At 58.1% G+C, this 25,572-nt stretch carries 20 protein-coding genes and 1 tRNA gene; 19 read left to right on the top strand and 2 right to left on the bottom strand.

What is annotated here, in order from left to right:
• The first annotated feature begins 444 nt into the window (after positions 1 to 444).
• From LPB405_RS02815 to LPB405_RS02800, 4 genes are all read left to right on the top strand, one after another.
• Positions 445 to 1,266 carry a glycosyltransferase family 25 protein gene (locus tag LPB405_RS02815; protein ID WP_219101839.1) on the top strand — a complete coding sequence of 274 codons (822 nt, stop codon included), beginning with the start codon at positions 445 to 447 and terminating at the stop codon, positions 1,264 to 1,266.
• A 385-nt stretch (positions 1,267 to 1,651) separates the two neighbouring features.
• Complete coding sequence (locus LPB405_RS02810; protein ID WP_049346770.1) at positions 1,652 to 2,473, top strand: glycosyltransferase family 25 protein; 822 nt, start codon at positions 1,652 to 1,654, stop codon at positions 2,471 to 2,473.
• Positions 2,474 to 2,518: 45 nt separating this feature from the next.
• A complete protein-coding gene (gene rsmA, locus LPB405_RS02805; RefSeq protein ID WP_049355014.1) occupies positions 2,519 to 3,391 on the top strand; it encodes a 16S rRNA (adenine(1518)-N(6)/adenine(1519)-N(6))-dimethyltransferase RsmA in 873 nt (290 codons plus the stop codon).
• Positions 3,392 to 3,459: 68 nt separating this feature from the next.
• Positions 3,460 to 4,464, top strand: a complete 1,005-nt coding sequence (locus tag LPB405_RS02800; RefSeq protein ID WP_219101838.1) for a GHMP family kinase ATP-binding protein — start codon at positions 3,460 to 3,462, stop codon at positions 4,462 to 4,464.
• 86 nt (positions 4,465 to 4,550) lie between these two features.
• On the opposite strand, the gene LPB405_RS02795 is transcribed toward LPB405_RS02800, so the two are convergent.
• Positions 4,551 to 6,380 (bottom strand): ABC-F family ATP-binding cassette domain-containing protein, encoded by a 1,830-nt coding sequence (locus tag LPB405_RS02795; protein ID WP_219101837.1) that lies wholly within the window; start codon positions 6,378 to 6,380, stop codon positions 4,551 to 4,553.
• A gap of 235 nt (positions 6,381 to 6,615) precedes the next feature.
• On the opposite strand from LPB405_RS02795, the gene LPB405_RS02790 reads away from it, so the two are divergent.
• The 3 genes from LPB405_RS02790 to LPB405_RS02780 all read left to right on the top strand — a co-directional run bounded on the left by LPB405_RS02790 (position 6,616) and on the right by LPB405_RS02780 (position 9,229).
• A tRNA-Gln gene (locus tag LPB405_RS02790) sits at positions 6,616 to 6,686 on the top strand.
• An 87-nt stretch (positions 6,687 to 6,773) separates the two neighbouring features.
• Positions 6,774 to 8,228 carry a bifunctional UDP-N-acetylglucosamine diphosphorylase/glucosamine-1-phosphate N-acetyltransferase GlmU gene (gene glmU, locus LPB405_RS02785; protein WP_070667122.1) on the top strand — a complete coding sequence of 485 codons (1,455 nt, stop codon included), beginning with the start codon at positions 6,774 to 6,776 and terminating at the stop codon, positions 8,226 to 8,228.
• Between the two features lie 20 nt (positions 8,229 to 8,248).
• Positions 8,249 to 9,229, top strand: coding sequence for a ribose-phosphate diphosphokinase (locus tag LPB405_RS02780; RefSeq protein WP_219101836.1), 981 nt, complete (start codon positions 8,249 to 8,251; stop codon positions 9,227 to 9,229).
• A gap of 107 nt (positions 9,230 to 9,336) precedes the next feature.
• On the opposite strand, the gene LPB405_RS02775 is transcribed toward LPB405_RS02780, so the two are convergent.
• Positions 9,337 to 10,503, bottom strand: a complete 1,167-nt coding sequence (locus tag LPB405_RS02775; RefSeq protein WP_219101835.1) for an arsenate reductase/protein-tyrosine-phosphatase family protein — start codon at positions 10,501 to 10,503, stop codon at positions 9,337 to 9,339.
• 322 nt (positions 10,504 to 10,825) lie between these two features.
• Between LPB405_RS02775 and LPB405_RS02770 the strand changes: the two genes are divergently transcribed.
• From LPB405_RS02770 to LPB405_RS02715, 12 genes are all read left to right on the top strand, one after another.
• Entirely contained in the window at positions 10,826 to 12,643 is a 1,818-nt protein-coding gene (locus LPB405_RS02770) for an ABC transporter ATP-binding protein (RefSeq protein WP_219101834.1), read from the top strand.
• A gap of 104 nt (positions 12,644 to 12,747) precedes the next feature.
• Positions 12,748 to 13,668 carry a glycosyltransferase family 2 protein gene (locus tag LPB405_RS02765; RefSeq protein WP_219101833.1) on the top strand — a complete coding sequence of 307 codons (921 nt, stop codon included), beginning with the start codon at positions 12,748 to 12,750 and terminating at the stop codon, positions 13,666 to 13,668.
• Positions 13,669 to 13,892: 224 nt separating this feature from the next.
• Positions 13,893 to 14,891, top strand: a complete 999-nt coding sequence (locus LPB405_RS02760; RefSeq protein WP_219101832.1) for a CgeB family protein — start codon at positions 13,893 to 13,895, stop codon at positions 14,889 to 14,891.
• A complete protein-coding gene (locus tag LPB405_RS02755) occupies positions 14,882 to 15,448 on the top strand; it encodes an acyltransferase (protein WP_012904026.1) in 567 nt (188 codons plus the stop codon). The genes LPB405_RS02760 and LPB405_RS02755 overlap by 10 nt, the downstream gene beginning before the upstream one ends.
• The gene (locus LPB405_RS02750) at positions 15,441 to 16,535 is read left to right on the top strand and encodes an RNA-binding protein (protein WP_219101831.1); all 1,095 of its coding nucleotides are present in this window, start codon (positions 15,441 to 15,443) and stop codon (positions 16,533 to 16,535) included. The genes LPB405_RS02755 and LPB405_RS02750 overlap by 8 nt, the downstream gene beginning before the upstream one ends.
• Entirely contained in the window at positions 16,535 to 17,263 is a 729-nt protein-coding gene (locus LPB405_RS02745; protein ID WP_219101830.1) for an acylneuraminate cytidylyltransferase family protein, read from the top strand. The genes LPB405_RS02750 and LPB405_RS02745 overlap by 1 nt, the downstream gene beginning before the upstream one ends.
• 89 nt (positions 17,264 to 17,352) lie before the next feature.
• Positions 17,353 to 19,596, top strand: coding sequence for an N-acetylneuraminate synthase family protein (locus tag LPB405_RS02740; RefSeq protein WP_219101829.1), 2,244 nt, complete (start codon positions 17,353 to 17,355; stop codon positions 19,594 to 19,596).
• A 17-nt stretch (positions 19,597 to 19,613) separates the two neighbouring features.
• Positions 19,614 to 20,741: a glycosyltransferase family 4 protein gene (locus tag LPB405_RS02735; protein WP_219101828.1), complete on the top strand. Its 1,128-nt coding sequence runs from the start codon at positions 19,614 to 19,616 to the stop codon at positions 20,739 to 20,741.
• Entirely contained in the window at positions 20,738 to 22,066 is a 1,329-nt protein-coding gene (locus LPB405_RS02730) for an O-antigen ligase family protein (RefSeq protein WP_219101827.1), read from the top strand. The genes LPB405_RS02735 and LPB405_RS02730 overlap by 4 nt, the downstream gene beginning before the upstream one ends.
• Positions 22,067 to 22,241: 175 nt before the next feature.
• Positions 22,242 to 23,291 carry a glycosyltransferase family 4 protein gene (locus LPB405_RS02725; protein ID WP_219101826.1) on the top strand — a complete coding sequence of 350 codons (1,050 nt, stop codon included), beginning with the start codon at positions 22,242 to 22,244 and terminating at the stop codon, positions 23,289 to 23,291.
• A 65-nt stretch (positions 23,292 to 23,356) separates the two neighbouring features.
• Positions 23,357 to 24,304, top strand: a complete 948-nt coding sequence (locus tag LPB405_RS02720) for a glycosyltransferase family 2 protein (RefSeq protein WP_219101825.1) — start codon at positions 23,357 to 23,359, stop codon at positions 24,302 to 24,304.
• A 12-nt stretch (positions 24,305 to 24,316) separates the two neighbouring features.
• Positions 24,317 to 25,564, top strand: coding sequence for a glycosyltransferase (locus tag LPB405_RS02715; protein ID WP_219101824.1), 1,248 nt, complete (start codon positions 24,317 to 24,319; stop codon positions 25,562 to 25,564).
• The last annotated feature ends 8 nt before the right edge of the window (positions 25,565 to 25,572 follow it).

The raw sequence follows: 25,572 nt of genomic DNA, 5'->3' as shown, positions 1-25,572 counted from the left end.
GATCGCCTGCGTATTGCCTTGGCTCCAAAGATGCGTTTGGCGAATGCAAAGAACGCCCTGGACGCCACCATTGATGAGGTGAAGCAGCGTCTGGGCAAGGCGAAATAAGTAAGCCTCTTTGAGAAAGCCTTTCTTTGTCATATATGTATGGCGGGGAGAGGCTTTTTTGTAGCTATTTTCAGCTCTAGTGCGTGAGGTAGCATGTAACGTGCGAGACATAACAGGGGGCCGTACGCCAATTGTTGGGTACTATCATTCAATTGAATGATAGTGTATTTTTATACATACGATTCATCACTCACTGACTGGGCGACTTGTTATCGTGCGCGCATATTTTCTGCGCGCTTTGCGTTTGTCGTTGCCAAGTCAATACTCGGCACTCATGCGTGGCTTCTGTCGTTTCAGATAAAGACTGTATGGGCGTGCCACAGCAAAGGGAAAACCATGGCAAAAATCCTGAAATACGTTCTGGGACTGGACGACGCGAACCGTTTTGATTCTTTCTTCTCGGTGGGGGCACCCGCTCAAGATTTTCAGCGTTATTCTGCGGTGGATAACCGCGATGATCACGTCACTGATGCGCAATTCGATAGCAAGCAGTTCTTGGCTCGTTACGGTAAAGAGCCGAGGCCTGCCGAGAAGGGTTGCGCTTTGAGCCACTACCACATGTGGAAGGACTTCCTCGCTTCAGATGCCGACTGGGCTTTGTTTGCTGAGGACGATGTCCTCATTTCCCCTGACCTGCAACCTGTAGTGGAGAGGATTATTGAAAAGTATCCTCACGTGCAGATGGTTAACCTGGGCGATATCTACGCTTCTGAAGCTGGCAAGCTCACCCCGCAGGTTGATTATCCCCGTCTTTCGTTGCTTTCTCCTTTTGTGTACGGCAAGTACCGTATGGGTAATGCCTATGGTTCAAAGCCTCTGTATGGTGCTGCCCTGTATCTTCTTTCGCGTTCTGGGGCTGAACGACTCGTGGAATGTTATGGAGAGACGGTTCCTGGCGTTGTTGCCGATGATTATTCCCTCTATCGAGAATGGGGGGTAGACGTATATTTGGTGCAACCCGGTCTATGCGGTTGGGAAGGTACTAGCCTCATTCAAACTTCTGGCGTTCGTCACTTGGAAAGCCTCAAGAGCACGCAGCATGGCACTGGTTTTCTCGATCGGTTGCGCATCGCCCTGGCGCCGAAGAAGCGTATTGCGAACGCGAAGAATATTCTGGAAGCCACCATTGATGATGTGAAGCAGCGCCTGGGACGATAACCCAGAGACGGATTGGGCTACTGTCATCACATAAAAATCTAAATATGTGGGTCTTCTGCCTGTCCAGTATCCCCTCCCTATTGTGTATATCCGGTAGGGAGGGGATTTTTGCTGTGCACCAGTACGACGCGTGCCACATCGCGTTTTAACCTGAGGAGACCTGAGATTGGCGCATGGTGAATGATAGAATTCTTTTTACGTTGCACTGCGGTGTGCGTATTTATCACACGCTCAATATTTCAGACTCCCTGCCGTTTACGCACTGATTTTTAAGATTGATGAACCCCTCTGTTGTGCAGGTGGTCTGAAGTTCTGAAAACTCATCATTAACCGACGCGATCTTCTACTGCTTAGGTCTTCTGGATGAGCTATTGAAGGGAAAAACATGGCAAAGATTCTGAAGTATGTTCTGGGCCTGGATGGCGCGAACCGTTTTGACTCGTTCTATTCGGTGGGCGCACCCGCGCAGGATTTTGTCCGTTATTCTGCGGTGGATAACCGCGATAATCACGTCACTGATGAAGAATTTGACGTTGAGTTTTTCCGTAGCCGCTGGCATCGCGACCCGAGCCCCGCGGAGAAGGGTTGCATGCTTAGCCACGTGAAGATGTGGCGTGACTTTGTTGCGAGCGACGCCGACTGGGCACTGATTGCTGAAGACGACATTCTTCTTTCTCCGGATGCTGAGGCGGTGGTGAACGCAATCATCACGAAGTACCCGCAGGTGCAGCTGGTGAACCTCAGCGATTCTTTTGCGAATGATGCCGGCAAGCTGAACCCGCAGGTGGAATACATCCGCCTGTCTCTGCTGTCTCCTTTTGTACACGGTAAGTACCGTATGGGTAAGCCGTACGGTACTTGGCCCCTGATTTGCACCGGTCTGTACCTGATTTCCCGTTCGGGTGCTGAGCTGTTGCTCAAGCAATTTGAGGATAAGGTACCGGGCACCGTAGCTGATGATTACAAGCTGTACCAGCAGTGGGGTGTGGATGTGCGTTTTGTGCAGCCTGGCCTGTGCGGCTGGGAAGGCAGCAGCGTCATTTTGGAATCCGGTAAGCGTCATCTGGATAAGGTGAATAGTCTCCAGCACGGTACTGGTCCGCTGGATCGAGTGCGTATCGCTTTGGCACCGAAGAAGCGTATTACAAATGCTAAGAACGCTCTGGAAGCCACTGTTGATGAGGTAAAGCAGCGTTTCTCGCGGTAACCTAAACTGTAACCTCCCCACCATCCACCTATGTGAAGGAATGCTGTGAACGATCTGCCCCTGCTCGGCCCTGCTGAGATTCGTGAGCTTGCCGAGATGCTCGGTATTCGTCCTACGAAGACTCTTGGGCAGAACTTTGTGATTGACCCTAATACGATTCGTCGTATTGTCAACGCGGCAGAGATTTCACCGGAGGAGACGGTGCTGGAGGTCGGCCCGGGCCTGGGTTCGTTGACCCTCGGCATCCTGGACGCTGCGAAGGATATGGTGGCGGTGGAGATTGACCCGCCCCTGGCTCAGCAGCTTCCGCACACGATTGAGAAGTTCCGCCCTGAGAAGGCGGGCGATATTGACGTGGTGCTCATGGACGCCCTGAAGGTCACCGAGCTGCCTCGCACTCCGGATGCTCTGGTGGCGAACCTGCCCTATAACGTGGCGGTTCCGGTGCTTCTGCACCTGTTTGCGCAGTTCCCGAGCATTCGTCACGCCCTGGTGATGGTTCAGGACGAGGTCGCCGACCGTCTTTCGGCGACCCCGGGTTCAAAGATTTACGGTGTGCCCTCGGTGAAGGCTAATTGGTATGCCGAGGTGTATAAGGCGGGCGTGATTGGCAAGAACGTGTTCTGGCCTGCGCCGAAGATTAACTCGGGCCTGGTGGGTTTCCGTATGCGCGAGGAGCCTCTCTCTACCGTTGACCGTGACCTGGTGTTCACGATTGTGGATGCCGCTTTCGCTCAGCGCCGTAAGACTCTGCGCGCTGCGTTGAGTTCCTGGGCGGGTTCGGGTGCGCGTGCGGAGCAGATTCTGGTGGCTGCCGGTATCGCTCCGACGGAACGCGGTGAGAAGCTAGATATTCACGGCTTTATCCGCATTGCGGAGGCTTCGCTGACTATTCCGGCTGAGCCTGTAGCGGAGTAGCTTCTTTCCGCTCTGAATTTTTCACTGACGTTCTCACGCGAGTTCCCGCGCGAAAGGTGTATGCGCTGATGAGTACCCAGGTCGCTATTTCGGTTGATGCTCCCGGTAAGGTCAATCTGTACCTCGCTGTGGGGGACGTCCGCCCGGACGGCTACCACCCGCTGACTACGCTTTTTGCGGCGGTCTCTCTGACGGAGACCATTACGGTCTCTGAGGGGCAGACGCCGGGGCTGAGCCTGAGCATGGACATTATGCCCGGCTCCCTGGTGGAGCAGCAGATGCAGGCGGGGCAGTTCGACCCAGCCGATGTGCCGATGGATGAGCGGAACCTCGTGTACCGTGCCGCGGAGCTAATCCTTGCGGAGCACGGTATTGGCTCTGTCCCGGCGCTACACCTGCATATTGCGAAGGCTGTGCCCGTGGCTGGCGGTATGGCGGGCGGTTCAGCGGACGCGGCTGCCGCCCTCATTGCTACGGACCGCTACCTGCACGCAACCGGCCGCACCGGTGCGCTCCTGACCCAGACGGATTATGAACGTCTTGCCGCGCAACTGGGCGCCGATATTCCCTTTAGCGTGCGTGCCGCGCTCGGGCAGACCCTCGCACTGGGGCAGGGGACCGGTACCGAGCTGCAGAATATTGCGGCGCCTCGGGAACCTCTGCACCTGGTGATTGTTGCCGCGCAGTTTGGCCTCTCCACCCCCAGCGTATTCAAGCAGCTGGACGCGGGCCGCGCCTCGGGGCTGTACCCTGCCTCAGGCAAGCTGGTGGAACCCGTAGAGCTTCTGAGCACCCTGAATTCTTATGATGGTTCGGAGGCGGCGCTCGCCTCCTTGGCACCGCTGCTACGTAACGACCTGCAGGCTCCCGCGCTTTCGTGCGCCCCGCAGCTGGAACAGACCCTGAACCTGCGCGAGAGTGAGGGCGTGTACGCCTCCCTGGTGTCCGGTTCCGGTCCGACGGTGCTTCTGCTGGTTTCTTCGCAGGCTCGGGCGGAGGCTCTTGCCTCCACTCTTCGCGCTGCGGGCAACCACGCTGTGAGCGCGGTTAGTGCGATTCTGAATCACCCTTAGTTGCCGCTGTAGCTGAGCGCTGAATATATGAAGAATGCCGGTTCTAGATTGAATCTAGAACCGGCATTCTTCTATGTCTATAGACCTTAGCCTAGTAGCTCGGAGAGTTCGAGCCAGCGCATTTCTAACTCGTCAATCTCGTCCTGAAGCGTCTGCTGCTGCTCGCCGAGTGCCGCCAAACCGGCGTAATCCGAGGCGTCGTGCGCGCTCATCTGCTCGGAGAGCTTCTCCTGCTCTGCAGCGAGCTTGGCGAGGCGGCGCTCAATCGCGCCGGATTCCTTCTGCGCCGCACGCAGCTCGGCACCGGAGACCTTAGGGGTGTCCGGTTCAGCAGAAGCCTGCGCCGAGGAGGCTGCACGCGCCTGCGCGCTACCGGCGGCAGAACCACCAGCACCGGCCGCAGAGAGCGCCAAATACTCGTCCACACCGCCGGGTAGATGACGGAACGAACCGTCAATCACGGCGTACTGCTGATCGGTGACACGTTCCATGAGGTAACGGTCGTGGCTGACCACCAGCAGGGTACCCGGCCAGGTGTCCAGCAGATCCTCCATCGCGGCGAGCATATCGGTGTCCAGGTCGTTGGACGGCTCGTCGAGAATCAGCACGTTCGGCTCGTCCAGCAGAATCAGCATGAGCTGAAGGCGACGCTTCTGACCACCCGAAAGGTCCTTGACCGGTGTAGACAGCTGCGCACTCGTAAAGCCCAGACGCTCCAGCATCTGCGAGGGGGACAGCTCCTTGCCGTCTGCAATGTAGCTGCGCTTCTTGCGGCCAATCACATCCGAGACGCGGTCGTTAGCGACCTCGTTGAGCTCGTCGAGCTGCTGGGTCAGGGTCGCGATCTTCACGGTCTTACCGTGCTTGACGCGGCCCTCGGTCGGCTTCAGATCACCGGTGACCAAGGAGAGCAGAGTCGATTTACCCGCACCGTTCACGCCCAGGATTCCGGTGCGCTCGCCGGGAGCAATACGCCAGGTGACCTTCTTCAGCACCGGGCGCTTGCCGCCGGGCATCGAGGGGTCGTCGTAGGTGACCGAGACGTTTTCGAGGTCTACCACGTCCTTGCCGAGGCGGGAGACCGCCATCTTCTTCAGCTCCACCGTGTCACGCACCGGAGGAACGTCCGCAATGAGGGCGTTCGCGGCATCAATGCGGAACTTCGGCTTGGAGGTACGCGCGGGCGCACCGCGGCGCAGCCAAGCGAGCTCCTTACGCATCAGGTTCTGGCGCTTCGCCTCAGCTGCGGCTGCCTGGCGGTCACGTTCCACGCGCTGCAGGATGTACGCCGCGTAACCACCCTCGAAGGGCTCGACGATGCGGTCGTGCACCTCCCAGGTGTCGGTGCAGATTTCGTCGAGGAACCAGCGGTCGTGGGTGACGACCATGAGGCCGCCGGCGTTCTTCGACCAGCGGGACTTCAGATGGTTGGCGAGCCAGGTGATGGCCTCGACGTCCAAGTGGTTGGTGGGCTCGTCGAGCATGAGCACGTCCCACTCCTGCGCGAGCAGGGAGGCGAGCGCTACGCGGCGGCGCTGACCACCAGAAAGAGAAGAAACCGGCGCGTCCCAGGGCAGGTCGGAAACCAAACCGGAGATAACGTCGCGGATGCGCGCCTGGGACGCCCACTCATATTCGGGGGTGTCGCCCACAATTGCGTAGCCGACCGTGTGGTCGTCGTCGAGTACATCGGACTGGTCGAGGTAGCCGATGCGGGTGCCGCCGCGCACGGTGACGCGGCCGGAGTCTGGTTCGAGCCGACCGGCAAGGATCTTCATGAGGGTGGACTTGCCGTCGCCGTTGCGACCGACAATGCCTATGCGGTCGCCTTCGTTCAGGCCGACCGTGATGCCTTCAAAGATGGTTCGGGTAGGGAATTCGAGGTGCAGCGATTCGCCGCCAAGTAGATGTGCCACGCCTTCTAGGGTACAGGGTGAGTGTTCAGTTCAAGTAGCGCTCCAAGCTTTGATGAGGGGCTACTTGGCGGTGCTGAGAAAAGCTGTGGGGATTGCGGGGCGCGCGGCTAAGTTGAGCACAGATATTTGATAAACTGAGGAAAGCATTTCCTGCATTGCGCTGTTCTGTGCCCAAAATGGCGGTCAATGACGATGAGGACCCGCTAGCGGGGGCTTGTCGTGAATGTAAGGATAATCCGCCATGGTGTAATGGCAGCACAGCGGCCTTTGGAGCCGTTTGTCTAGGTTCGAGTCCTAGTGGCGGAGCGTAAGCACTCAACGGCACCGTTGATAGAGAGTTAGCGGTCTGCGCTCACTCCTCACTCTTACAACCTCGTCTAAGGAGTCTTCCCAGTGAACACTGAACTGGCACCCTCTGCAGTGATCGTTCTCGCTGCAGGCGCTGGTACGCGCATGAAGTCCGCTACCCCCAAGGTCATGCACGGCATCGGTGGTCGATCCATGGTTGAGCACGCTGTCGCTGCTGCACGCGATTTGAACCCTGAGCGCCTTGCTGTTGTGGTGCGCCACCAGCGCGATAAGGTTGCTGAGCATGTGCTTGCGTTTGACCCTGAGGTAACCATTGTTGATCAGGATGAGATTCCGGGTACTGGTCGCGCGGTTGAGGTCGGTCTGAATGCCTTGGATGCGCAGGCAACCGTCTCCGGCACCGTTCTGGTGACCTACGGCGATGTTCCTCTGCTGCGCCCCGAGACTCTGCGCGAACTGATTGCCTTCCACGAGGAAGACAAGAACTCCGTAACTGTCCTGACCACCCACATTGATGAGCCCGGCTCCTACGGCCGTATCGTGCGTAACCAGGCTGGCGAGGTGACCGCCATTGTTGAGGCGAAGGACGCTTCCCCCGAAGAACTCGAAATCACCGAGATCAACTCCGGTATTTACGCTTTTGATGCTGCAGTCCTGCGTGAGGCGCTGCTTGAGGTGACCACCAACAACGCTCAGGGCGAGAAGTACATTACCGACGTTCTGTCCATCGCTCGTTCGAAGGGCCACCGCACCTCCGCTCTGGCTATTGAGGACCGTTGGGAAGTTGAGGGCGCTAACGATCGCGTGCAGCTGGCTCAGCTGGGTCGTATGCTCAACAACCGCATCCTTGAGGCGCACATGCGTAACGGCGTGACTATTGTTGATCCGCAGAACACCTGGATTGACGTTACCGTCACCATTGAAAACGACGTAACCTTGCTGCCGGGCACTCAGCTGCACGGTTCCACCACCGTCGCTACCGGTGCCACCATTGGCCCGGACACCACCCTGACTGACATGACCGTTGAGGCTGACGCTACCATCATCCGCGCGCACGGTTACGGCGCTGTCATTGGTGAGGGCGCAACTGTTGGTCCCTTCGCATACCTGCGCCCCGGTACCACCCTGGGCAAGGACGCTAAGCTTGGCACCTTCTGCGAGGCTAAGAACTCGCAGATTGGCGATGGCGCAAAGATCCCGCACCTGTCCTATGTTGGTGACGCCACCATCGGTGAGGGCGCGAACATTGGTGCAGGCTCTATTTTCGCGAACTATAACGGTCTGGTGAAGAACCGCTCCGTTATTGGCGCGCACGCCCGTATGGGCTCCGCAGGCATTTATGTTGCACCTGTTACCGTCGGTGACGGTGCCTACTCCGGCGCGGGCGCGCTGATCCGTAAGGATGTTCCTGCGGGCGCCCTCGCCTACTCTGAGACTTCCCAGCGCACCATCGAGGGCTGGGTCCTGAAGAACCGCGCTGGTACCGAACCCGCCGAAGCCGCCAAGGCTGCTGGCGCTCAGGAACCGGCAGAATCCTAATTCGAGGAAAGAACAACACCATGAGTAGCGAGATTACCAACCCCGGTGAGCGCAAGCTTGTAGTGGTCTCCGGTCGAGCACACCCCAAGCTTGCCGAGGAGATCGCACAGGCTCTTGACCACGACCTGCTGCCCACCTCCGCATACACCTTCGCCAATGGCGAGACCTACGTCCGTTTTGAGGAGTCGGTGCGCGGTGCGGACGCTTTCGTGATTCAGTCGCACCCGGCACCCATCAACGAATGGCTCATGGAGCAGCTCATTATGATTGATGCACTCAAGCGTGCATCTGCTCGCTCTATTACCGTGGTGTCTCCTTTCTACCCCTATGCTCGTCAGGACAAGAAGCACAAGGGCCGTGAGCCTATCTCGGCACGTCTGATCTCGGACCTGTACAAGACTGCTGGTGCTGACCGCCTGATGTGCGTGGACCTGCACACTTCGCAGATTCAGGGTTTCTTCGACGGTCCGCTGGATCACCTGTTCGCAATTCCGGTGCTGGCTAAGCACATCCGTGAGCGCGTTGAGGATCTGTCGAACGTGACCGTGGTTTCTCCGGATACCGGTCGTGTGCGTGTGGCTGAGCACTGGGCTGATTTGCTGGACGGCGCACCCCTGGCGTTCGTGCACAAGACCCGCGACATCAACGTCCCCAACCAGGCTGTTTCTAAGACTGTCGTGGGTGACATCGAGGGCCGTACCTGCGTGCTGATTGACGACATGATTGACACCGGCGGCACCATTGCTGGCGCTGTGAAGGTTCTCATGGATAAGGGCGCGAAGGAAGTTATCATCGCGGCAACCCACCCGGTTCTCTCCGATCCCGCCGTTGAGCGTCTGTCCGAGTGCGGTGCGGTCGAGGTCGTGGTGACCAACACCCTGCCCGTCCCGGAGGAAAAGCGCTTCGAGAACCTGACCGTTCTCTCCATCGCGCCCCTCATCGCTCGCGCTATTCGCGAGGTCTTTGACGAGGGCTCCGTGACCGAGATTTTCGATCACTAGGGCTTGAATAGGCTGTAGAAAATCCCCCGCTACCACGGTTGTGGTAGCGGGGGATTTTCTACATTTCTGAGGGGGGCAGACCCCTGCAGATTCTGTATTGCGGAGATTTAGCGGTGGGCTCGCGCCAGCCACGGCAGAATCACGCGTAGCGACTCTTCAACCTCGTCTACGGCCTTCTTCGCGGCGGCCGGGCCTCGACGGTAGGGGTCCTCGAGCTTATCGCTCGCGAGGGGAGTGCCACCGTAGGAGTAGAGATAGGAGAGCGGCTCGGCACGGCGCGCTTCCTCACGAAGGCGAGCAGCCTGCTTGAGCAGCACGATCTTGGAGTGGTACTGGGGCCACTCGCGCACGATCCAGTCGGCGTGCACCTTCTCCGCGACCAGGATGATGGTCGCGTTCTTAATGATCTCCTCGGTCAGCTGACGGGAGGCGAAACCCTCGGGGTTGTAGCCACGCTCGATGAGCTCGTTGGCGATGAGCTCGTACACGCCCTGACCGACCAGCGCGCCGGTACCGGCGCTGGCGAAGGTCCATTTATCCCCCAGGCCGTACTCGGCAGCCAGGTGCTTGGAAATGACTTCGCCGGAGGCACTACGGGCGATGTTGCCGGTGCACACGAAGAGCGCCTGGAAGGGGCCGTCGGTGTCGTGTGCGCCGCTGCGGGTGAAGGTACCGGGGGAGAGCTTGAACAGCGGGGTGCGTTCGCGTTCACCCCGCGGGGCGCTTGCGGTCTCCTCACGTGCCGCGGGGGCTGCCGGAGAAGGCTCTTCTGCGGTGTCGGCCAGAACACCCGAAGCGACAGTGGGTGTGTGGTGTTCCTCGACGTGAACGGAGCGTGAGGAAGAGTCCTCTGCAGACGGTTCGTCCAGGGGGAGTATATCAGCGGCGGTACCCGAGGTTTCGGTGAGGTTCAGCGGCTGCGCATCAATGGTGACGGTGCCGTCCTCAGAGATTTCTTCGGCGCGGGAAGGCTCGGATGCTTTGGGAAGGGGCGTCTGGGCGGCGACCTCGGCGGGGGAGTGAGCTTCATACTCGCCCATGACTTCGCGGAGCGAACCCGAAGGGACCATGGAGCGCTGGGCGGCCCCGCGGCGGTTCTTGCCTGCCAGATCGGGGTTGTTCTGGATCAGCGAGCGGACCCCTTCCGCGATGGAGGGGGCGGATGCCGGCGCAGTGGTCGCGGTGGTTTCGGGGGCCTTGGAGGAGTCGGTGATCTCCTCTGCGGAGCCCCGGGTGTACTTGTCCTTCAAGGACTTGATGTTGAAGATGCCCATCAAAAGCCTTTTCTCTTGACGTACCCAACGGTGAACAGGGAAGCCGGAAGTGTCGGGTGAAGTTGAACGAATAGTATCTATCATACCGAGTTGCTTGACTCTTCAAAGGTCTCTGAATCTCGGGTGTGGCGAATACCCTACGGTCTCGTCCAACGCATCTTTATCGTAGGTCGCTCTGAAAGCTTCAACCTGGGGACGTGATGATGACCTAAAGTACAAACTTTATGTCGAAAGGGTTTAGAGGTCACATGCTAGAATTGGCGTGAAATGCTGGGCTTCTTCTCACTCGGAAGCCAGTGCAAACACTCACCAACGAGGACCAATGAAGAGTATTTACACTAAGCTTCGCTTGCTTTTCCCGGGACGAAGCTTTACGCTGCTTGTCTTTAACCTGATCGGTCTGTTCCTCCTATCTTTGATGGAAATGATCGGTGTTGCAGCCATCCTTCCCATTGTGAATATTGCGATGGGTGCGGAACTTACCGGTTACCTGGCTGTACTTTCCGATATCTTCGGCAACCCTCAGCGTTCTGAATTGGTGGTCTACCTGGGTATCGTTCTGGTGCTCGCCTTTGTTATTAAGGGTGTTGCTGCGCTCCTCTTTAAGCGCTGGAGCCTGAAATTTACCGGTTACCAGCAGTTGGCGACGTCGACGACAATCCTCAATCATTACATGAAGGATAGCTACTTCAACCACAAGAAGTCTCAGCCTGAAGAAACCGCATACCTGATTAGCACCTACGTGGTGTTTGCATACCGCGGTTTTGTGGGATCGATTATTAACTTTGTGGGCGATTTCCTGTCTATCATCGTGTTGCTCATCATGATTCTTTGCGTCATGCCGGTTCCGGCGCTGATCGCTTTCGCATACTTCGGCATCACCATTGCTGTCATGCAGTTCTTCTTGCGCCGCGGTAACGCGAAGTATGGTGAGATAACGGCACGTGCGGGCCGGGACGCTTTGCGCTTCCTCCTGGATGACATCAGGGGCTTCCGTGAAATTCGTATTACGAATGCACACAAGGCTGCTATCGAGCAGTACCGCGAGCCCGCAGTACGAAGTGTTAAAAGCGATGTTAACCTCTCGTTCCTGAATGACTTCCCCAAGTACTCCCTTGAAATTATTTTTATCGTGGGTATCGCTGGTCTGCTGGCTCTGGTGACCTCGACTCAGGGTGCTGATGGTCTTCCTTCCCTCATGCTTTTTGCAACCGCCTGTATCCGCATCCTTCCGAACGCTACCCGTATGATTGCTTCCCTGGGCGGTATTCGCGCGAACGAGTTCGCTAGTGAAGAGGTTGCTAAGGTCATCCGATCGATGAGCCCGGAAGAGCAGCGCCTGCAGATGGTTGAATTCAAGGATGAAATTGATCCGGCAACCATCATCAACTCGAGTATTGAGCCCGTGGATGTTCAGATTGATAACCTGGTTTACCGTTACCCGGATGGTGATAAGGATGTTCTCAAGGACATTCAGCTGGATGTGCCGGCTGGTACCTCGGTTGCTTTCGTTGGTGGTTCCGGCTCGGGTAAGACTACCCTGGTTGACCTAATCCTTGGTCTGTTGACCCCGACGAGCGGCACGATTTCTAGTCAGGGTAAGGACATCCATACTGACCTGCATTCCTGGTACCAGAAGATTGGTTATGTCCCTCAGGATCCCTACCTGGGCAGCGGTACTCTGCGTGAGGCTATTGCTTTCGGTATCCCCGACAAGCACATTGATGACGATCGTGTACGCTACTGCCTTGAGCTGGCAGAGTTGATGCCCGTTGTCGAGACTCTGGAAGACGGCATCAACACTTCGATTGGTGAGAACGGTAACCGCCTCTCCGGTGGTCAGCGTCAGCGTGTGGGTATTGCGCGTGCGATGTACCGCAACCCGAGCCTGCTGGTCATGGATGAGGCAACCAGTGCACTGGATAATGAGACTGAGCACAAGATCACTCAGACCATTAACCGTATCTCCAAGGAGATTACCGTGATTATCGTGGCTCACCGTCTTTCCACGGTGCGCAACGTTGACCAGCTGGTGTACCTCTCTCAGGGCCGCATCGCTAATAAGGGAACTTTCAAGGAAGTTCAGGCGGCCAACGAAGAATTCGCGAACCTCGTTCGCCTGGGCCAGCTGCCCGATTAATTGAAACTATGGGGGTGATCGTATGCAGCAGTTAAGTACGGTCGCCCCCATCTTTAGCCTTCTATAGCTTGTGATTTTCAGGCGCCTCACTCAAAGGACATATTGTGACTCATACTCCCCGCGTATCTGCGGTTATCCCGTTTTACGGCGAGCCGGAACCGGTTCTTGCCATCATTGACACCCTCCGCGCGCAGAAGGGGATTGACCCCTCCGATGTCGAGATCGTCGTTTCGGACGACGTCTCGCCCGTTCCCTTCCCCGAGGTTGAGGGCGTGACCGTCGTGCGCCGTGCCGTCAACGGCGGCTTCGGTAAGGCCGTGAACTCCGGCGTAGCCGCCGCAACCGGCGAGTGGGTGTTCATCCTCAACAGCGACCTGGAGCTGGATGACACCTTCATCTCCCGCATGCTCGCCGCAACCGAGGCACACGGCCAGGTTCTGGCCAGCCCGCAGGTCATCGGCCACGACGGCCAGCAGCAGTGGGTGGCCCGCAAGTTCCCCACCGCCGGACACATCGCCTGGGAATGGTTCACCCCGCTGGCTCGCTTCAAGCCGACTAACTGGTGGCACCGCGGCGTTGGACACGACGTTGAGGCCTGCACCGGAACCTCCGACGCGAAGGTCGACTGGGTTGTGGGTGCCTGCATGGTTGTGCCTCGCGCCGTGTTCAACCGCCTCGGCGGCATGGACGAGCGCTTCTACATGAACAGCGAAGAGGTGGACTTCCAGTACCGCCTTTCGCAGGCCGGCGTGGACCGCTACCTGATCCCCTCGGTGACCGTTACCCACGAGGGCGGCGGATCTTCGCCCTCGGAGCGTCGCATCCAGTGGCTGACCACCGCACGCTTCATCTACGCCGACAAGTGGGGCTGGGAAAAGAAGCTGTCCGTAGCCCTACGTGCGACCAGCTACGCGAACTTCCTCGTGAACTCTGTGCGTGCGCTGCGCAATAAGGACGTAGACGCTCGTGGCTTCCTCGCCACCGAACTGGAGCGCATCGCCAAGGCCGAGCGCCGCGAAAACTAGCTGTAGCGTCCGCACCCCGAACGGAACGCCCCATGGCTAAACGTTGGAGGTGACACACTGCGTAAGCATGTGTCATCTTCTGCTTTCGTTGTAAAATTTTAGTAGGTATGTTTGAGCGCGAACTCTGCTTGAAACGTGCCTCTCTGCTTCACTCCAACACATAGCACCGCACGGTTTTGCCCTGCGGGTTCGTATAGCAAACGCCGACAGGATTCAATCCTCATATGACTCAGCCCAAACTTCTACTGCTCTCGCCCGCATTCCACGGGTACTGGAAGGCAATTCAGGCATCCCTGGAAGTGCACGGATACGAAGTGCGCACCCACATCTACGATGCCCCGGGTACTCTGCCCGAGCGCATCCTCAACAAGCTCGCCCACGAGCTGCCCGAGAAGTACCGCCCTGAAAGCTTCGCGGCTCAGGCAACCCGTAAGGCTATCGATGCTTTCAACGAGTTCCGTCCCGACATTGTGCTGGTCATTAAGGGCGATATGCTCTCCCGCGAATGGTGGGATCTGCTGGAAACTTCCGGTGTTCGTTACGGCACCTGGCTGTACGACGAAATGCGCCGTATGAGCTACACCGAAGAGGACCTGCACCACCTGGGCGCGCTGGCAAGCTACAGCCCGCTGGATGCGCAGCACCTGCGTGAACAGGGATTCGAGGTGCTCGACATGCCGAACGCCTACGACACCCACTGCCCGATTGTTCCTGTCCGCGAGGACTCCATTAACTTTGTGGGCGCCAAGTACCCCAACCGTGAGGAGACCCTGCAGGCGCTGGTCGCAGCTGGCCTGCCGGTGCGTGCCTACGGTCGTGCCTGGTCGCGCCACCCCTACGACATTCTGCGCACCAAGCAGTTCAAAGACTCCGGCGTGCCCGCAGGTCGCGATGTTGACCGCTCCGAGGCGTACGGCATTATGGCGTCCTCCCCGGCAACGCTGAACATCCACAATAACCAGGATGGTTTCACCATGCGCACCTTTGAGGCTCCCGGCGTGGGCGCTCTGCAGGTGATTGACCGCGCTGACGTGGATCGCTACTACATTCCTGGCGAAGAGGTTCTGGTCTACGAGAGCATTGATGAGCTCATCGAGATTTGTACCCGCATTTTCCGTGAGCCGAAGTGGGCTCGTCAGATTCGTGAAGCCGGTCAGAAGCGTACTTTGGCCGAGCACACTTTTGATCAGCGTGTAAAGATTTTGGAGCAGCTATGGGCCTAAACCTTTCTAAGATTGTGACCAAGATGCCGAGTGTGCGTTGGCACATGGCAGACCTGCTGGGTAAGACCTTGTACTCGCGAGCGTTCGGCTCTTTCGGCTCGGGCACTGTTCTTGTTCGTCCCCTGCGCATGGTCGGTGTAGAGAACATCTACCTTGGCGACCAGATTGCAATCTACGAGGATGCGTGGATTGCTTCTGAAGCTGGCGGTATTCTGCGTATTGGTTCCGGTACCTACGTTGGTCACCGTAGCCATATTCACGCTCTATCGAATGTGACTATTGGTAAGGACTGTGTCTTTGCCGATAATGTGATGGTTAATTCTGGCGAGCACCCTCTGGACTCTCTGCACGATGTGCAGCCCGGTGGTGACATCGTGATTGGTGATCGCGTTTTCCTCGGTCAGAATGTGTCTGTGCTCGGTGGTGTCACTATCGGAGACGGCGCTGTGATTGGTGCTGGAGCTGTGGTCACCCGCGATATTCCGGCTAATGCCGTGGCTGTGGGTATCCCGGCTACCGTTATTCGAGTCCGTTCAGGGGAGAAACAGGATGCTTAAGTACCCTCTGGATTTGGACGCCTGGCAGGCATGGCAGAGGCGTCAAAAGAAGCTGAAGTGGGCTAAATACAAGCTGAATTCGCTTCTTGACTCCGCACGTTCTCGGACCGTTGCGGAGGAACCCGTACGCGGTCTTCTGTACACTCGCGGTGCTAAGCCTCAAGTGCTGATCGTTATGGATTCGTTCTCTCCCACGAACCGCAACGCAATCTTGGAGCCTCTCAAGCATCTGGACGCTATCGATGTTGCCCTGTGGGTTCCTGAGGACGCTAGCGAGTACCTGGACGGACAGTACGCCAGCGCGCGTTACTCTCGTAAGGACTGGTCTGAGCAGGAAATCTCGGGCGACGAACTGATGAGCCTCCTGCCGGATGTTCGTATTGTTCTTTCTGCCGCACAGTTCCTTGGACGCGGTGCAGCAGCCTATGAGTTCTCTCGCGCTATCGGCGCTGAGTACTGGATGGTTCAGCACGGTCTGCTGGTGCCTCAGGCGCCGCCGCTACCGGTCGGATGTACCCTGCTGGCTTTCAGCGAAGCTGATGCGGAATTCTGGGCATCGGGTCGCCGCGATGTGACCACCCACGCGGTGGGTTCGCAGCTACTCTACCTGGCGGCTCAGAAGGCAGCAGGTGCTGAGGCGCAGAAGCAGAACAACCTGGAACCGATCTTCCTGGGACAGATGCACGGCGCCGAGCTGCCGCGAGCATCCTTCGCTTTCGCCGCGCACTCCTTCCTGAAGAAGTACGGCGGTATCTACCGCCCGCACCCGAGCGAGAAGGACAAGCTGTCGGTACTGACCCACAAGCTGTGGGAGAAGGAAGGCATCCGCATCGATCGTTCCGGAACCCCTCTGAACGAGGTACCGAACCCCGTCGTGTCGATTTTCTCCACCGGTGTGCTGGAGGCGGCTATCCGCGGCATCCCGGCCTGGGTATACCACCCGGCACCGCCGGCATGGCTTGTGGAATTCTGGGACCGCTACGGCATGAACCGGTGGGGGAGCGAACCCACCCCCGCCCCGGTTCAGCCCGAGAAGGAACCGGCACGCCGCATCGCTGAACTAATGATTGAAACTTTGGAGGCATAATGCGTATTCTCTGCGTCATTCCCGTACGCGGCGGCTCGAAGGGCATTCCGCGTAAGAACCTGCGCCCCATCGCGGGTAAGCCGCTGGTCGCATGGACCATCGAGCAGGCCCTGGCCGCGAAGGAAGAGCTTGCCGGTGAGCACGAGCTGCGCGTTGTCGTCTCCACCGATGATGCCGAGCTGGCCGATATCGCCCGCGAGTACGGTGCCGAGGTGCCGTTCATTCGCCCGGCCCACCTGGCGGAGGACACCACCGCAACCGAGCCGGTCGTCGAGCACGCCATCGAGTTCTACACCGAGAACGGCTGGGCACCCGAAGCCGTCATGCTGCTGCAGGCAACCAGCCCCGTGCGTCTGCCCGGAACCCTGGCACGCGCGGTCCGCCAGTTCGTCGAGAACGACAAGGACTCCATGGTCGGCGTGATCCCGATCGGTCCGTTCATTTGGACCTGGCACGCTGACGGTGAGCCCACCGCGGCCTTCGAGATTATGCACCGTCCGCGCCGTCAGGAGCTGACTAAGGAAACCTTCCGCTACCGCGAGAACGGCTCCATGTACATCACGAAGACTCCTGTGTACACTGAGCACCACAACCGCCTGGCCGGCTACTCTGGCGGTACCATTGACTTGTTCATGCTCAACGAGGTTGAGGGCGTCGACATCGACGCGCCGATTGACTTCTCCGTGGCGGAACATCAGCTCACTCAGATTCTGAACGAGAGCAAGTAACCCTCGTCCTGGCGACATTCTCGTCGCCGTCCCGGATTGACCGGCACTCAGTCATTCAATAGAACACTCAAACGAAAAGGTTCAAACCTATGATTATTGAACGTAATATCGCCCCGTATGTGGTCTTCGCTGAAGACCCGATTCTCAACGCTCTGCAGAAGATTTCTGCTAACGGCCAGCGCATCATCTTCTTGGTGAACGAGTCTGGTATCCTGCGCGGTTCGCTCTCTGACGGCGACTTCCGCCGCTGGCTGATTGCCAACCCGACCGCGTCCCTGGAGACCAGCGCCCTGGATGCCGCTAACACCAACCCGCAGACCGCTCCGGCAGATGCCGACCCCGAGACCCTGCGCGCATACTTTGCCAAGGGCATCAACCACGTTCCGCTGACCGACGAGCGCGGCCACCTCGTGGCGCTCGCCATGGACGAGCAGGACGTCCTGCGCATCGGTAAGCACACCATCAGCGAGGACTCCCCGGCCTTCATCATCGCCGAGATCGGCAACAACCACCAGGGTAGCGTTGATTTCGCTAAGGAACTGGTGGACCTGGCCGTTGAGTCCGGTGCCGACGCCGTGAAGTTCCAGCTGCGTGACATGGACGCCCTCTACCGTCAGCGCGGTGCCGCCACCGCGGGCGAGGACCTGGGCGTGCAGTACACCCTGGACCTGCTCTCCCGCTTCTCCCTGAGCGTGGACCAGATGTACGAGGTCTTCGACCACGTCAAGCAGCACAACATGGATATCATGTGCACCCCCTGGGATGCCCCCTCGGTGCAGGCACTGGTCGACTACGGTATTCAGGGCATGAAGATTGCTTCTGCCGACCTGACCAACCACGAGCTGCTGCGCGACGTCGCATCCCGCGGTCTGCCCATGCTGGTTTCTACCGGTATGAGCCGCGAGGAAGAGATTCGCGAGTCCGTGGCCCTGCTGCGTAACGCCGGCGCATCCTACGCCCTGCTGCAGTGCCAGTCGGCCTACCCCGCACCCTTCAAGGACGTGAACCTGGCCTACATGGACCGCCTGGCCGAGATTGGCCAGTGCCTGGTCGGTTACTCGGGCCACGAGCGTGGCTACCACGTGCCGATTGCCGCCGTTGCTCGCGGTGCAAAGATCATCGAGAAGCACTTCACCACCGACAAGACCCTCGAGGGTAACGACCACACCGTCTCTCTGCTGCCCGAGGAATTCAAGGCCATGGTCCAGCAGATTCGCGAGGTTGAGGCAGCTATCGGTTCTGCCGCTCCCCGCGAGGTGTCCACCGGTGAGCTGATGAACCGCGTGAACCTGGCCAAGTCCCTGGTCGCTACCCGCCACATCGCTAAGGGCGAGGTCGTGACCGAGGCTGACGTGGCCGTGAAGTCCCCCGGCCGCGGCCTGCAGCCGAACCACCTGCCGCAGCTGGTCGGCCGTACCATGCAGCGCGACGTTGAAGAAGGCTCGTTCTTCTTCGAGGGCGACCTGAAGGATGACCTGGTCACCCGCCGCGACTTCAAGTTCGATCGCCCCTGGGGTCTGCCCGTCCGCTACCACGACTACAAGCCGCTGATTGAAGAGGCTAAGCCGGACTTCCTGGAGTTCCACTTCTCCTACAAGGACCTGGACATCAACATCGACGATGTCTTCGACTCCAAGCTGGACATGGGCTTCACCACCCACCTGCCCGACCTCTTCGCCGGCGACTTCCTCGTGGACCTCGCCTCGAAGGACCCCGAGGTGTGGGAACGCTCCATCGCCGAGGTGCAGCGCACCATCGACATCACCCGTGATCTGACCCGCTACTTCACCGTGGACGAGGACCCGATCATGGTTGTGACCATGGGTGGCTTCACCAAGGACAAGCACATCCCCGTCTCCGAGCGTGCCGAAAAGTACGAGCGTATCGGCGAGGCCCTGAAGCACCTGGACGCATCCGGCGTGCGCCTGGCCGCTCAGACCCTGCCCCCGTACCCCTGGCTGATGGGTGGTCAGCAGTACCACAACCTGTTCCTGGATCCGAAGGACACCGCGGAGTTCTCGCGTGCTTACGACACCGCGCTCTGCCTGGACATCTCCCACACCATGCTGGCTTCTAACTTCCTGAACATTCCGCTGTCGGAGGCTGTCGAGCAGCTGGCACCGCTGTCGATTCACCTGCACCTGGTGGACGGCGTCGGCGTTGACGGTGAGGGCGTTCAGGTTGGCGAAGGTGACGTGGACTGGGCCGCGCTGGGCAAACAGCTGCGTGAGCTGGCCCCGAAGGCATCCTTCATTCCCGAAATCTGGCAGGGCCACATCAACAACGGTGAAGGCTTCTTCACCGCCCTGGACCGCCTCGAGAAGTGGCTGTAGAAAGTAGACACTCACTCATGAATTCAAACGGAGTTCCCACGGCCCTGTGGGTCGTTCCGGTTCCCGATTTTGGTGGAGTAGCTCGGCACGTTGTCGATATGGCACGTGCCGGGCTCCCCGGCTTTAACCTGGTGGTTCTCGCACCCGAGGGTAAGCTGACCGAGCGTCTTGAGGAACTGGGCGTCACCGTCGTGAAGGCCGAGTTCGGCCCCAATTACGGTTTTAAGACTTCCTATGCTTCTTTGAAGAAGGCTATTGAGCAGCTTCGCCCGGAGATTGTGCACAGCCACCTTGCGTATGCGGATGTTGTGGCTGCTGCCGTGGTGAATGCCCTGCGCATCCGTAGCGTTATCAAGCGCGGCACCTGCGTGCCGAAGCTTCTGACCACTGAGCACGGCATCGCGGGCAACGATTCGGTGTACCACGGTAGCTCCTGGCGTTCGAAGCTCATGGAGACCGTGCACCGCGTGCGCCTGTGGGGCACCAACCGCGCGATTGCCGTGTCCCGCTCGACCGCCGACCAGATGCGCTCCAAGTGGGGTGCTCGCGGCGTGGAGCTGGTGTACAACGGCGTGGACATCCCCGAAGTGCACGCGGCTGTTGAGCAGCAGCGTGTACCCGCTGAGGGTGGTCCGCGTATTCTTTCGCTGTCTCGTCTGTCTCCCGAGAAGGGCATTGACGTGTTGCTGGACGCCTTCGCGCGCCTGCGCGAGGAGTACCCGCAGGCTCACCTCGAGATTGCGGGCTCTGGCAATCTGGGGGAGGAGCTGAAAGCCCACGCTAAGCGTCTGAACCTGGGCGATTCGGTGACCTTTAGCGGCTTCGTTAACCCCATTGAGGCGATGGGCCGTAGCGATATGATCGTTCAGCTTTCGGTGTGGGAGAACTGCTCCTACACCCTGTTGGATGCAAAGGCAGCCGGGCTGAAGACCGTGGCAACCGCCGTGGGCGGTAACCCGGAGATTCTGAACGCCGACGAACTGGTGGATCGTCAGAGCCCCAAGCTTACCGAAGAGGTTCTGCAGGCGATGCGCCGGCAGCTACAGAAGGGCGATAAGGAGCCTTTCACCTGGATTTCGAACGAGCAGATGGCTGCTCAAACGGTTGATATTTACGCACGTGTACTTCGAGGAGGCCGACGATGAGCCAGACTTCGCAGGTTTACGCGCACTTGAATGAGCCCGCTGAGAAACCCGAGGTTTCGCGCTTCTCTGAAACCGTGTCCCGCGGTAGCGAATACGTGCGTCGCCAGAGCGGTCAGATTCGCATGCCTGAATTCATCATGGCGTTTCTTCTGCTGTTTGGTGACGCTGTGCCGGGTGTTGGTCTGCCCTTTAACCAGATAGTTATTATCGTTTTGGCGGCATACGGTTTGACCCGTAAGCCGACTTTTGACGTGAGTCATTTTTCGGGCCTACGCGCCATCATGTTTATTGCAATGGGTTACCTCGCGCTCGTTTCAATTAATGGTGTTCACTCCGAGGACGCATCGGATTGGACGCGTCGTTTGCTTCGTCTTGTAGCGGCAACGGTATTGATCTGGACTATCGCCGCTGGGCGTCTGCATATCCGTTCTATTGTTCTTGGATACTCGACGGCGATTCTTTTCAACGCTGTAGGGTATTTTGCGGGTTTTGCCCCGTCAACTGGTTATGTTGGTTATCTGACCGGTTGGTTGGGTGACAAGAACTTCTCGGGTCTGGTGTATTGCCTCTTCGGTTTGCTCATCTTGAGCTTTGCCCGTAACAAAATTGAAGTTATCGGCGCTATTGTTGTTTTCTCCGGTCTGCTATGGGCTACAGGTTCTCGTACCTCGATTGCGGCGTATGCAGCGGGTCTGATTTGGATTGTTATCGCGCACCGTCTGAAGACTTTTGGGCGTATCGCCTTGGGCGTGGCCCTGTACTGGCTCATTGATATTTTGACCAGTGACTACGCACACTCCGGTGCCTTCGCAGATCGCGCCGGTACCGATGCGCTTCGTTCACTGATTGACCAGGCATCTGAGATTAAGGTTCAGGCGTCTGGCTTCTTCGGCCAGGGTTTGGGCGAGGCATACGTTTATCTGGCACATACTGGTTCGAAGACCTGGTTTTTCCATAACTCGTACTGGTCTGCTCTGGTTGAGGGCGGTTGGCCATGGATGATTCTGGTTGTCGCTATCACTTTGCTCATTATCGTGAACGTGTTTAGCGGCAAGAAGACTCTGCCGGCTAAGTTCTACGTTGTGCAGGGTGCCGGTATCGCCATCATGATTTGTGCTTCTCGTCTGGGTGAGGTGTTCTACACTTGGCCGTGGGCTATTGCCTGTGGTTTGGCTCTGCGCGTGTTGTTGATTGAACGCGAACAGCGTTTAGGCACCGGCCACGATGAGGCAAGTATCGAAGGCTTTGATGAGCGAATTGAGGTTCGTGATGCTGAAGAAGCCGATAACCACGTGCTAGCGACCCAGAACATCCATAAGGCGTAGAGGATATCCATATTGTGTCGTCTGCCTCGGCAGGTAGTTTCTCTAAGTCTCCAGCATAGCGTGCTACATATTTGGTGAAACGCTTATTGGAGCGCCTTGTTTTGGCGTATCTGGGGAGTACTAATGATTCCCTAGAAGAACTATTCCCCTCCTCATTTGCTCTAGGAGTAGAACGTTGAAGAAAGAACTGTACATCGCTACTAATAACGGTGATATTGGCGGCGGCGAGGTCATGCTCCTGAACGTGGCCCGCGCGGCCCGGAGCCTTGGCTATAAGGTCACCATCGTCGGTCCCTCCGAGCCCAATCAGCTCGTAGAAGCCGCTGCGGATGAGGGCTTCGCCCGCGTCGTGCTTCCGGCGAAAAACCGAGCCCAGTACATGCTGGCCCTGCGCGCTTGGCACGCCCACAATAAGGACGTTCTGCTCTGGTGTAATGGGCTGGTCCCTGCGACCGCTACTGGTGGTCGTAAGAACCGCATCGTGCATCTGCACCAGTTTGCTACCGGTATCAACGCTAAGCTGGTACCTTTCGCCCGGCGTAACGCTTTGGTTACGCTGGTCCCCAGCCGCTATGTGGCGCGTGCCTGCCCTGGCAGTGAGGTTTTTGCAAACTGGGTCAGCGGCGTTTCTACCGAGCTTGATCACCGTGTGGGGGAGCGCCGAATCCGCGTCGGGTTCCTGGGGCGTCTAACCCCTGCTAAGGGTATTCCTACTTTGTGTGAGGCGTTGAGCATCCTTAATAAGGACGAAATCATCTACGACTTCATTATTGGCGGTGAGCCTGTCTTCGCTTCTGAGGAGGGCCGTGCTGAAGTCGAAACTGCTCTGGCTCGTGTTGCACCGTTCAGCACCCGTCTGGGCTGGACCACTCCTGACCGCCTGTTCTCTAACATTGACATGCTGGTTGTCCCCTCGGCGGGTGCTGAAGAGTCCTTCGGTCTTGTGGTCGCTGAAGCAATGAGTGCGCGCATCCCTGTCGTTATCAGCGACGCTGCACCCTTGATGGAGGTCGTGGGCGGCAATGGCTCCTACCCCTACATTGTTCCTGTGAATCAGCCTCAGGCACTTGCTCAGGCGATTGAGAAGCTGGGCCAGGAAATCCGTGAAGAGAGTGAAGAGTTGGCAGAACGTACCTCCGAGCTGTTCTGGCGCTGGCAGGAGAACTACTCGCCTGAGGCTGGCCAGGTCCGTGTCGGTGAGATTCTGGAACGTTTTATCCGCTAAGGTGCTTCTAAACCTATAGATCATTCCCAGCGGATATCCTCTCGCTCAAACCCCGAAGGAAAATTATGACGACTACCCATCGCTACAAGGCTGCGGTTATCATCCCCTCTCGCGGTGGTGCAGATATTCTGCACTACCCGCTGGATGCGCTTGCCGCCCAGACGGAGAAGGACTTCCAGGTTATCGTGGTCCTCGACGGCGACATTGATAACAGCGAAGCTGTGCTTGACCGCTACATTGCAGAAGGCAAGCTGAACCTGACCAAGATTGTTTTTGAGGAGAACCGCGGTCGCGTGGCAGCGCTGAACGCTGGCCACCGTGCCGCTGATGCGGATATCCTCATCCGTTGCGATGACGATCTTGAGCCTGCTACCGACTATGTCGAGGCGCAGATTCGCCTGCACCGTGATTATGACGGCGTGATTGGTACCCTGAAGAACGTGTACCCGGACACTCCCTATTCTCGTGTGTACGGTAACTTCCGCGATGCTCGATTCAAAGAAGGTGCCCTCAGCGTAGCTGAAGAAGGCCGTTGGCTGTACTGGAATGGTAACTCTTCTATCTCTGCGGAGTATTTTGACCGTACTGGCGGATACGATCCTGCGTACCGTCTCTACGGGTGGGAAGACGTAGATATGGGCAAAATGGTCCATGACGCTGGTGGCCGCATCATCATCTCTGATGAGGTTGAGGTCAAGCACTACGCTGAGGCTACCACCACTGCAGTGCGTGCCCTGCGTGCCCTGCACTCGGGCTCTGCCCGCACCATCTTCGTGCGTAAGCATGGTGAGGATGCACACCCCGCCCCGAACCCGACGGGCGCGTGGGGTTTGCTGGTCAAGACCCTCGCTCGTTTCACCACCGAGAAGACCATTAAGGCTCTCGGCGATGCGAGCGATAAGATTCTGCTGAAGCTGCCCACTAAGGTTGCTGAGAAGCTTGTGGCGCTACAGGTTGAGGCTGCATCCTACGCCGGTATTCGCTACCCTGAGCGCGCTCAGAAAGTTTTCTAGGAGGAAAAAGACATGTCACTCACTCAGCTCTTGACCTCCGCTCCGTTCACCGGGCCGAAGAATCCTGACGCGGTGCTTGCTGATATCCCGAAGAGCCTCAAGAAGCTTGGCCGCCTGGCGCGCCGTTACGTGCCGCTGATCAAGCCTGAGGCGACTGAAGAGATTGCAATTGCCCACGACTATCTGACTCAGCGCGGCGGCGCGGAGCGTGTCGTTCTGGCGATGCACCGTGCGTTCCCTGATGCACCGATTTACACGACTTTGTACGACCCAGAGGGTACCTTCCCTGAGTTCAAGGACGCGAAGATCATTACCAGCCCGCTGAATAAGATTGGTTACCTGCGTCGTAACCATCGTATGGCGTTGCCGATTTTGCCGATTGCTTCTTCTTTCCTGAAGGTGCCGGCTGAACGCGCTGTGGTGTCGACGACCGGTTGGGCGCACGGCTTTAACTTCGCTGGCCGTAAGTTCATTTACTGCCATTCGCCGGCGCGTTGGCTGTACTTGAGCGATCAGTACCTGGGTGAGAAGAGCACCGGCCCCGTGCCGCTGCTGCTGAAGACTCTGCGTCCTGCACTGATGCTGTGGGATCACTGGGCGGCTCACCGTTCGGCGGTGTACGTAGCGAATGCGAGCGTGATTAAGAAGCGCATCGAGAACGTGTACGGCAAGAAGGACGTTCCGATTTTCTTCCCGCCGCACTCGGTAGATACCACCGCACCGGTTGAGCCTATTCCGGGTCTGGAAGAGTTCACCGAATCGGATGATTACTTCCTGATTGTTTCTCGCCTGCTGCCCTACAAGAATGTTGATAAGGCTATTGAGGCGTGTAATGAGCTGGGTAAGAAGCTGCTGGTGATTGGTCGCGGCCCGGAGAAGGAACGCCTGGAGGCCCTTGCGGGCCCGACTATTCGTATCGCTTCGGGTGTCTCTGACGCGCAGCTTCGTTACGCGTACCGTCACTGCTTGGCACTGCTGGCTATCTCCTATGAGGACTTCGGTATTACTCCGCTGGAGGCGGGCGCTAGCGGCAAGGCCGTGATCGCCTACCGTGCGGGTGGCTTCCTGGATACCATTCAGGAAGGCAAAACCGGCATGTTCATCAATCAGCCGACCGTGGAGCAGCTGGTGGAGGCTCTCAAGGCTTTCAACCCGGATGACTGGGATGCTGATTATATCCGTGAGCACGTTGACGGTTTCTCGGAGGCTCGTTTCATCAGCCGTCTGAAGATGTACGTGCAGGCTCTGCCCGAAGACTAAAAGAGCTA

It is taken from the genome of Rothia mucilaginosa, assembly GCF_019334805.1.
In the GTDB taxonomy this organism is placed as follows: Bacteria; Actinomycetota; Actinomycetes; order Actinomycetales; family Micrococcaceae; genus Rothia; species Rothia mucilaginosa_C.
The sequence above is the reverse complement of the archived record's forward strand: the minus strand, read 5'-3'. Positions and strand labels throughout refer to the sequence as shown.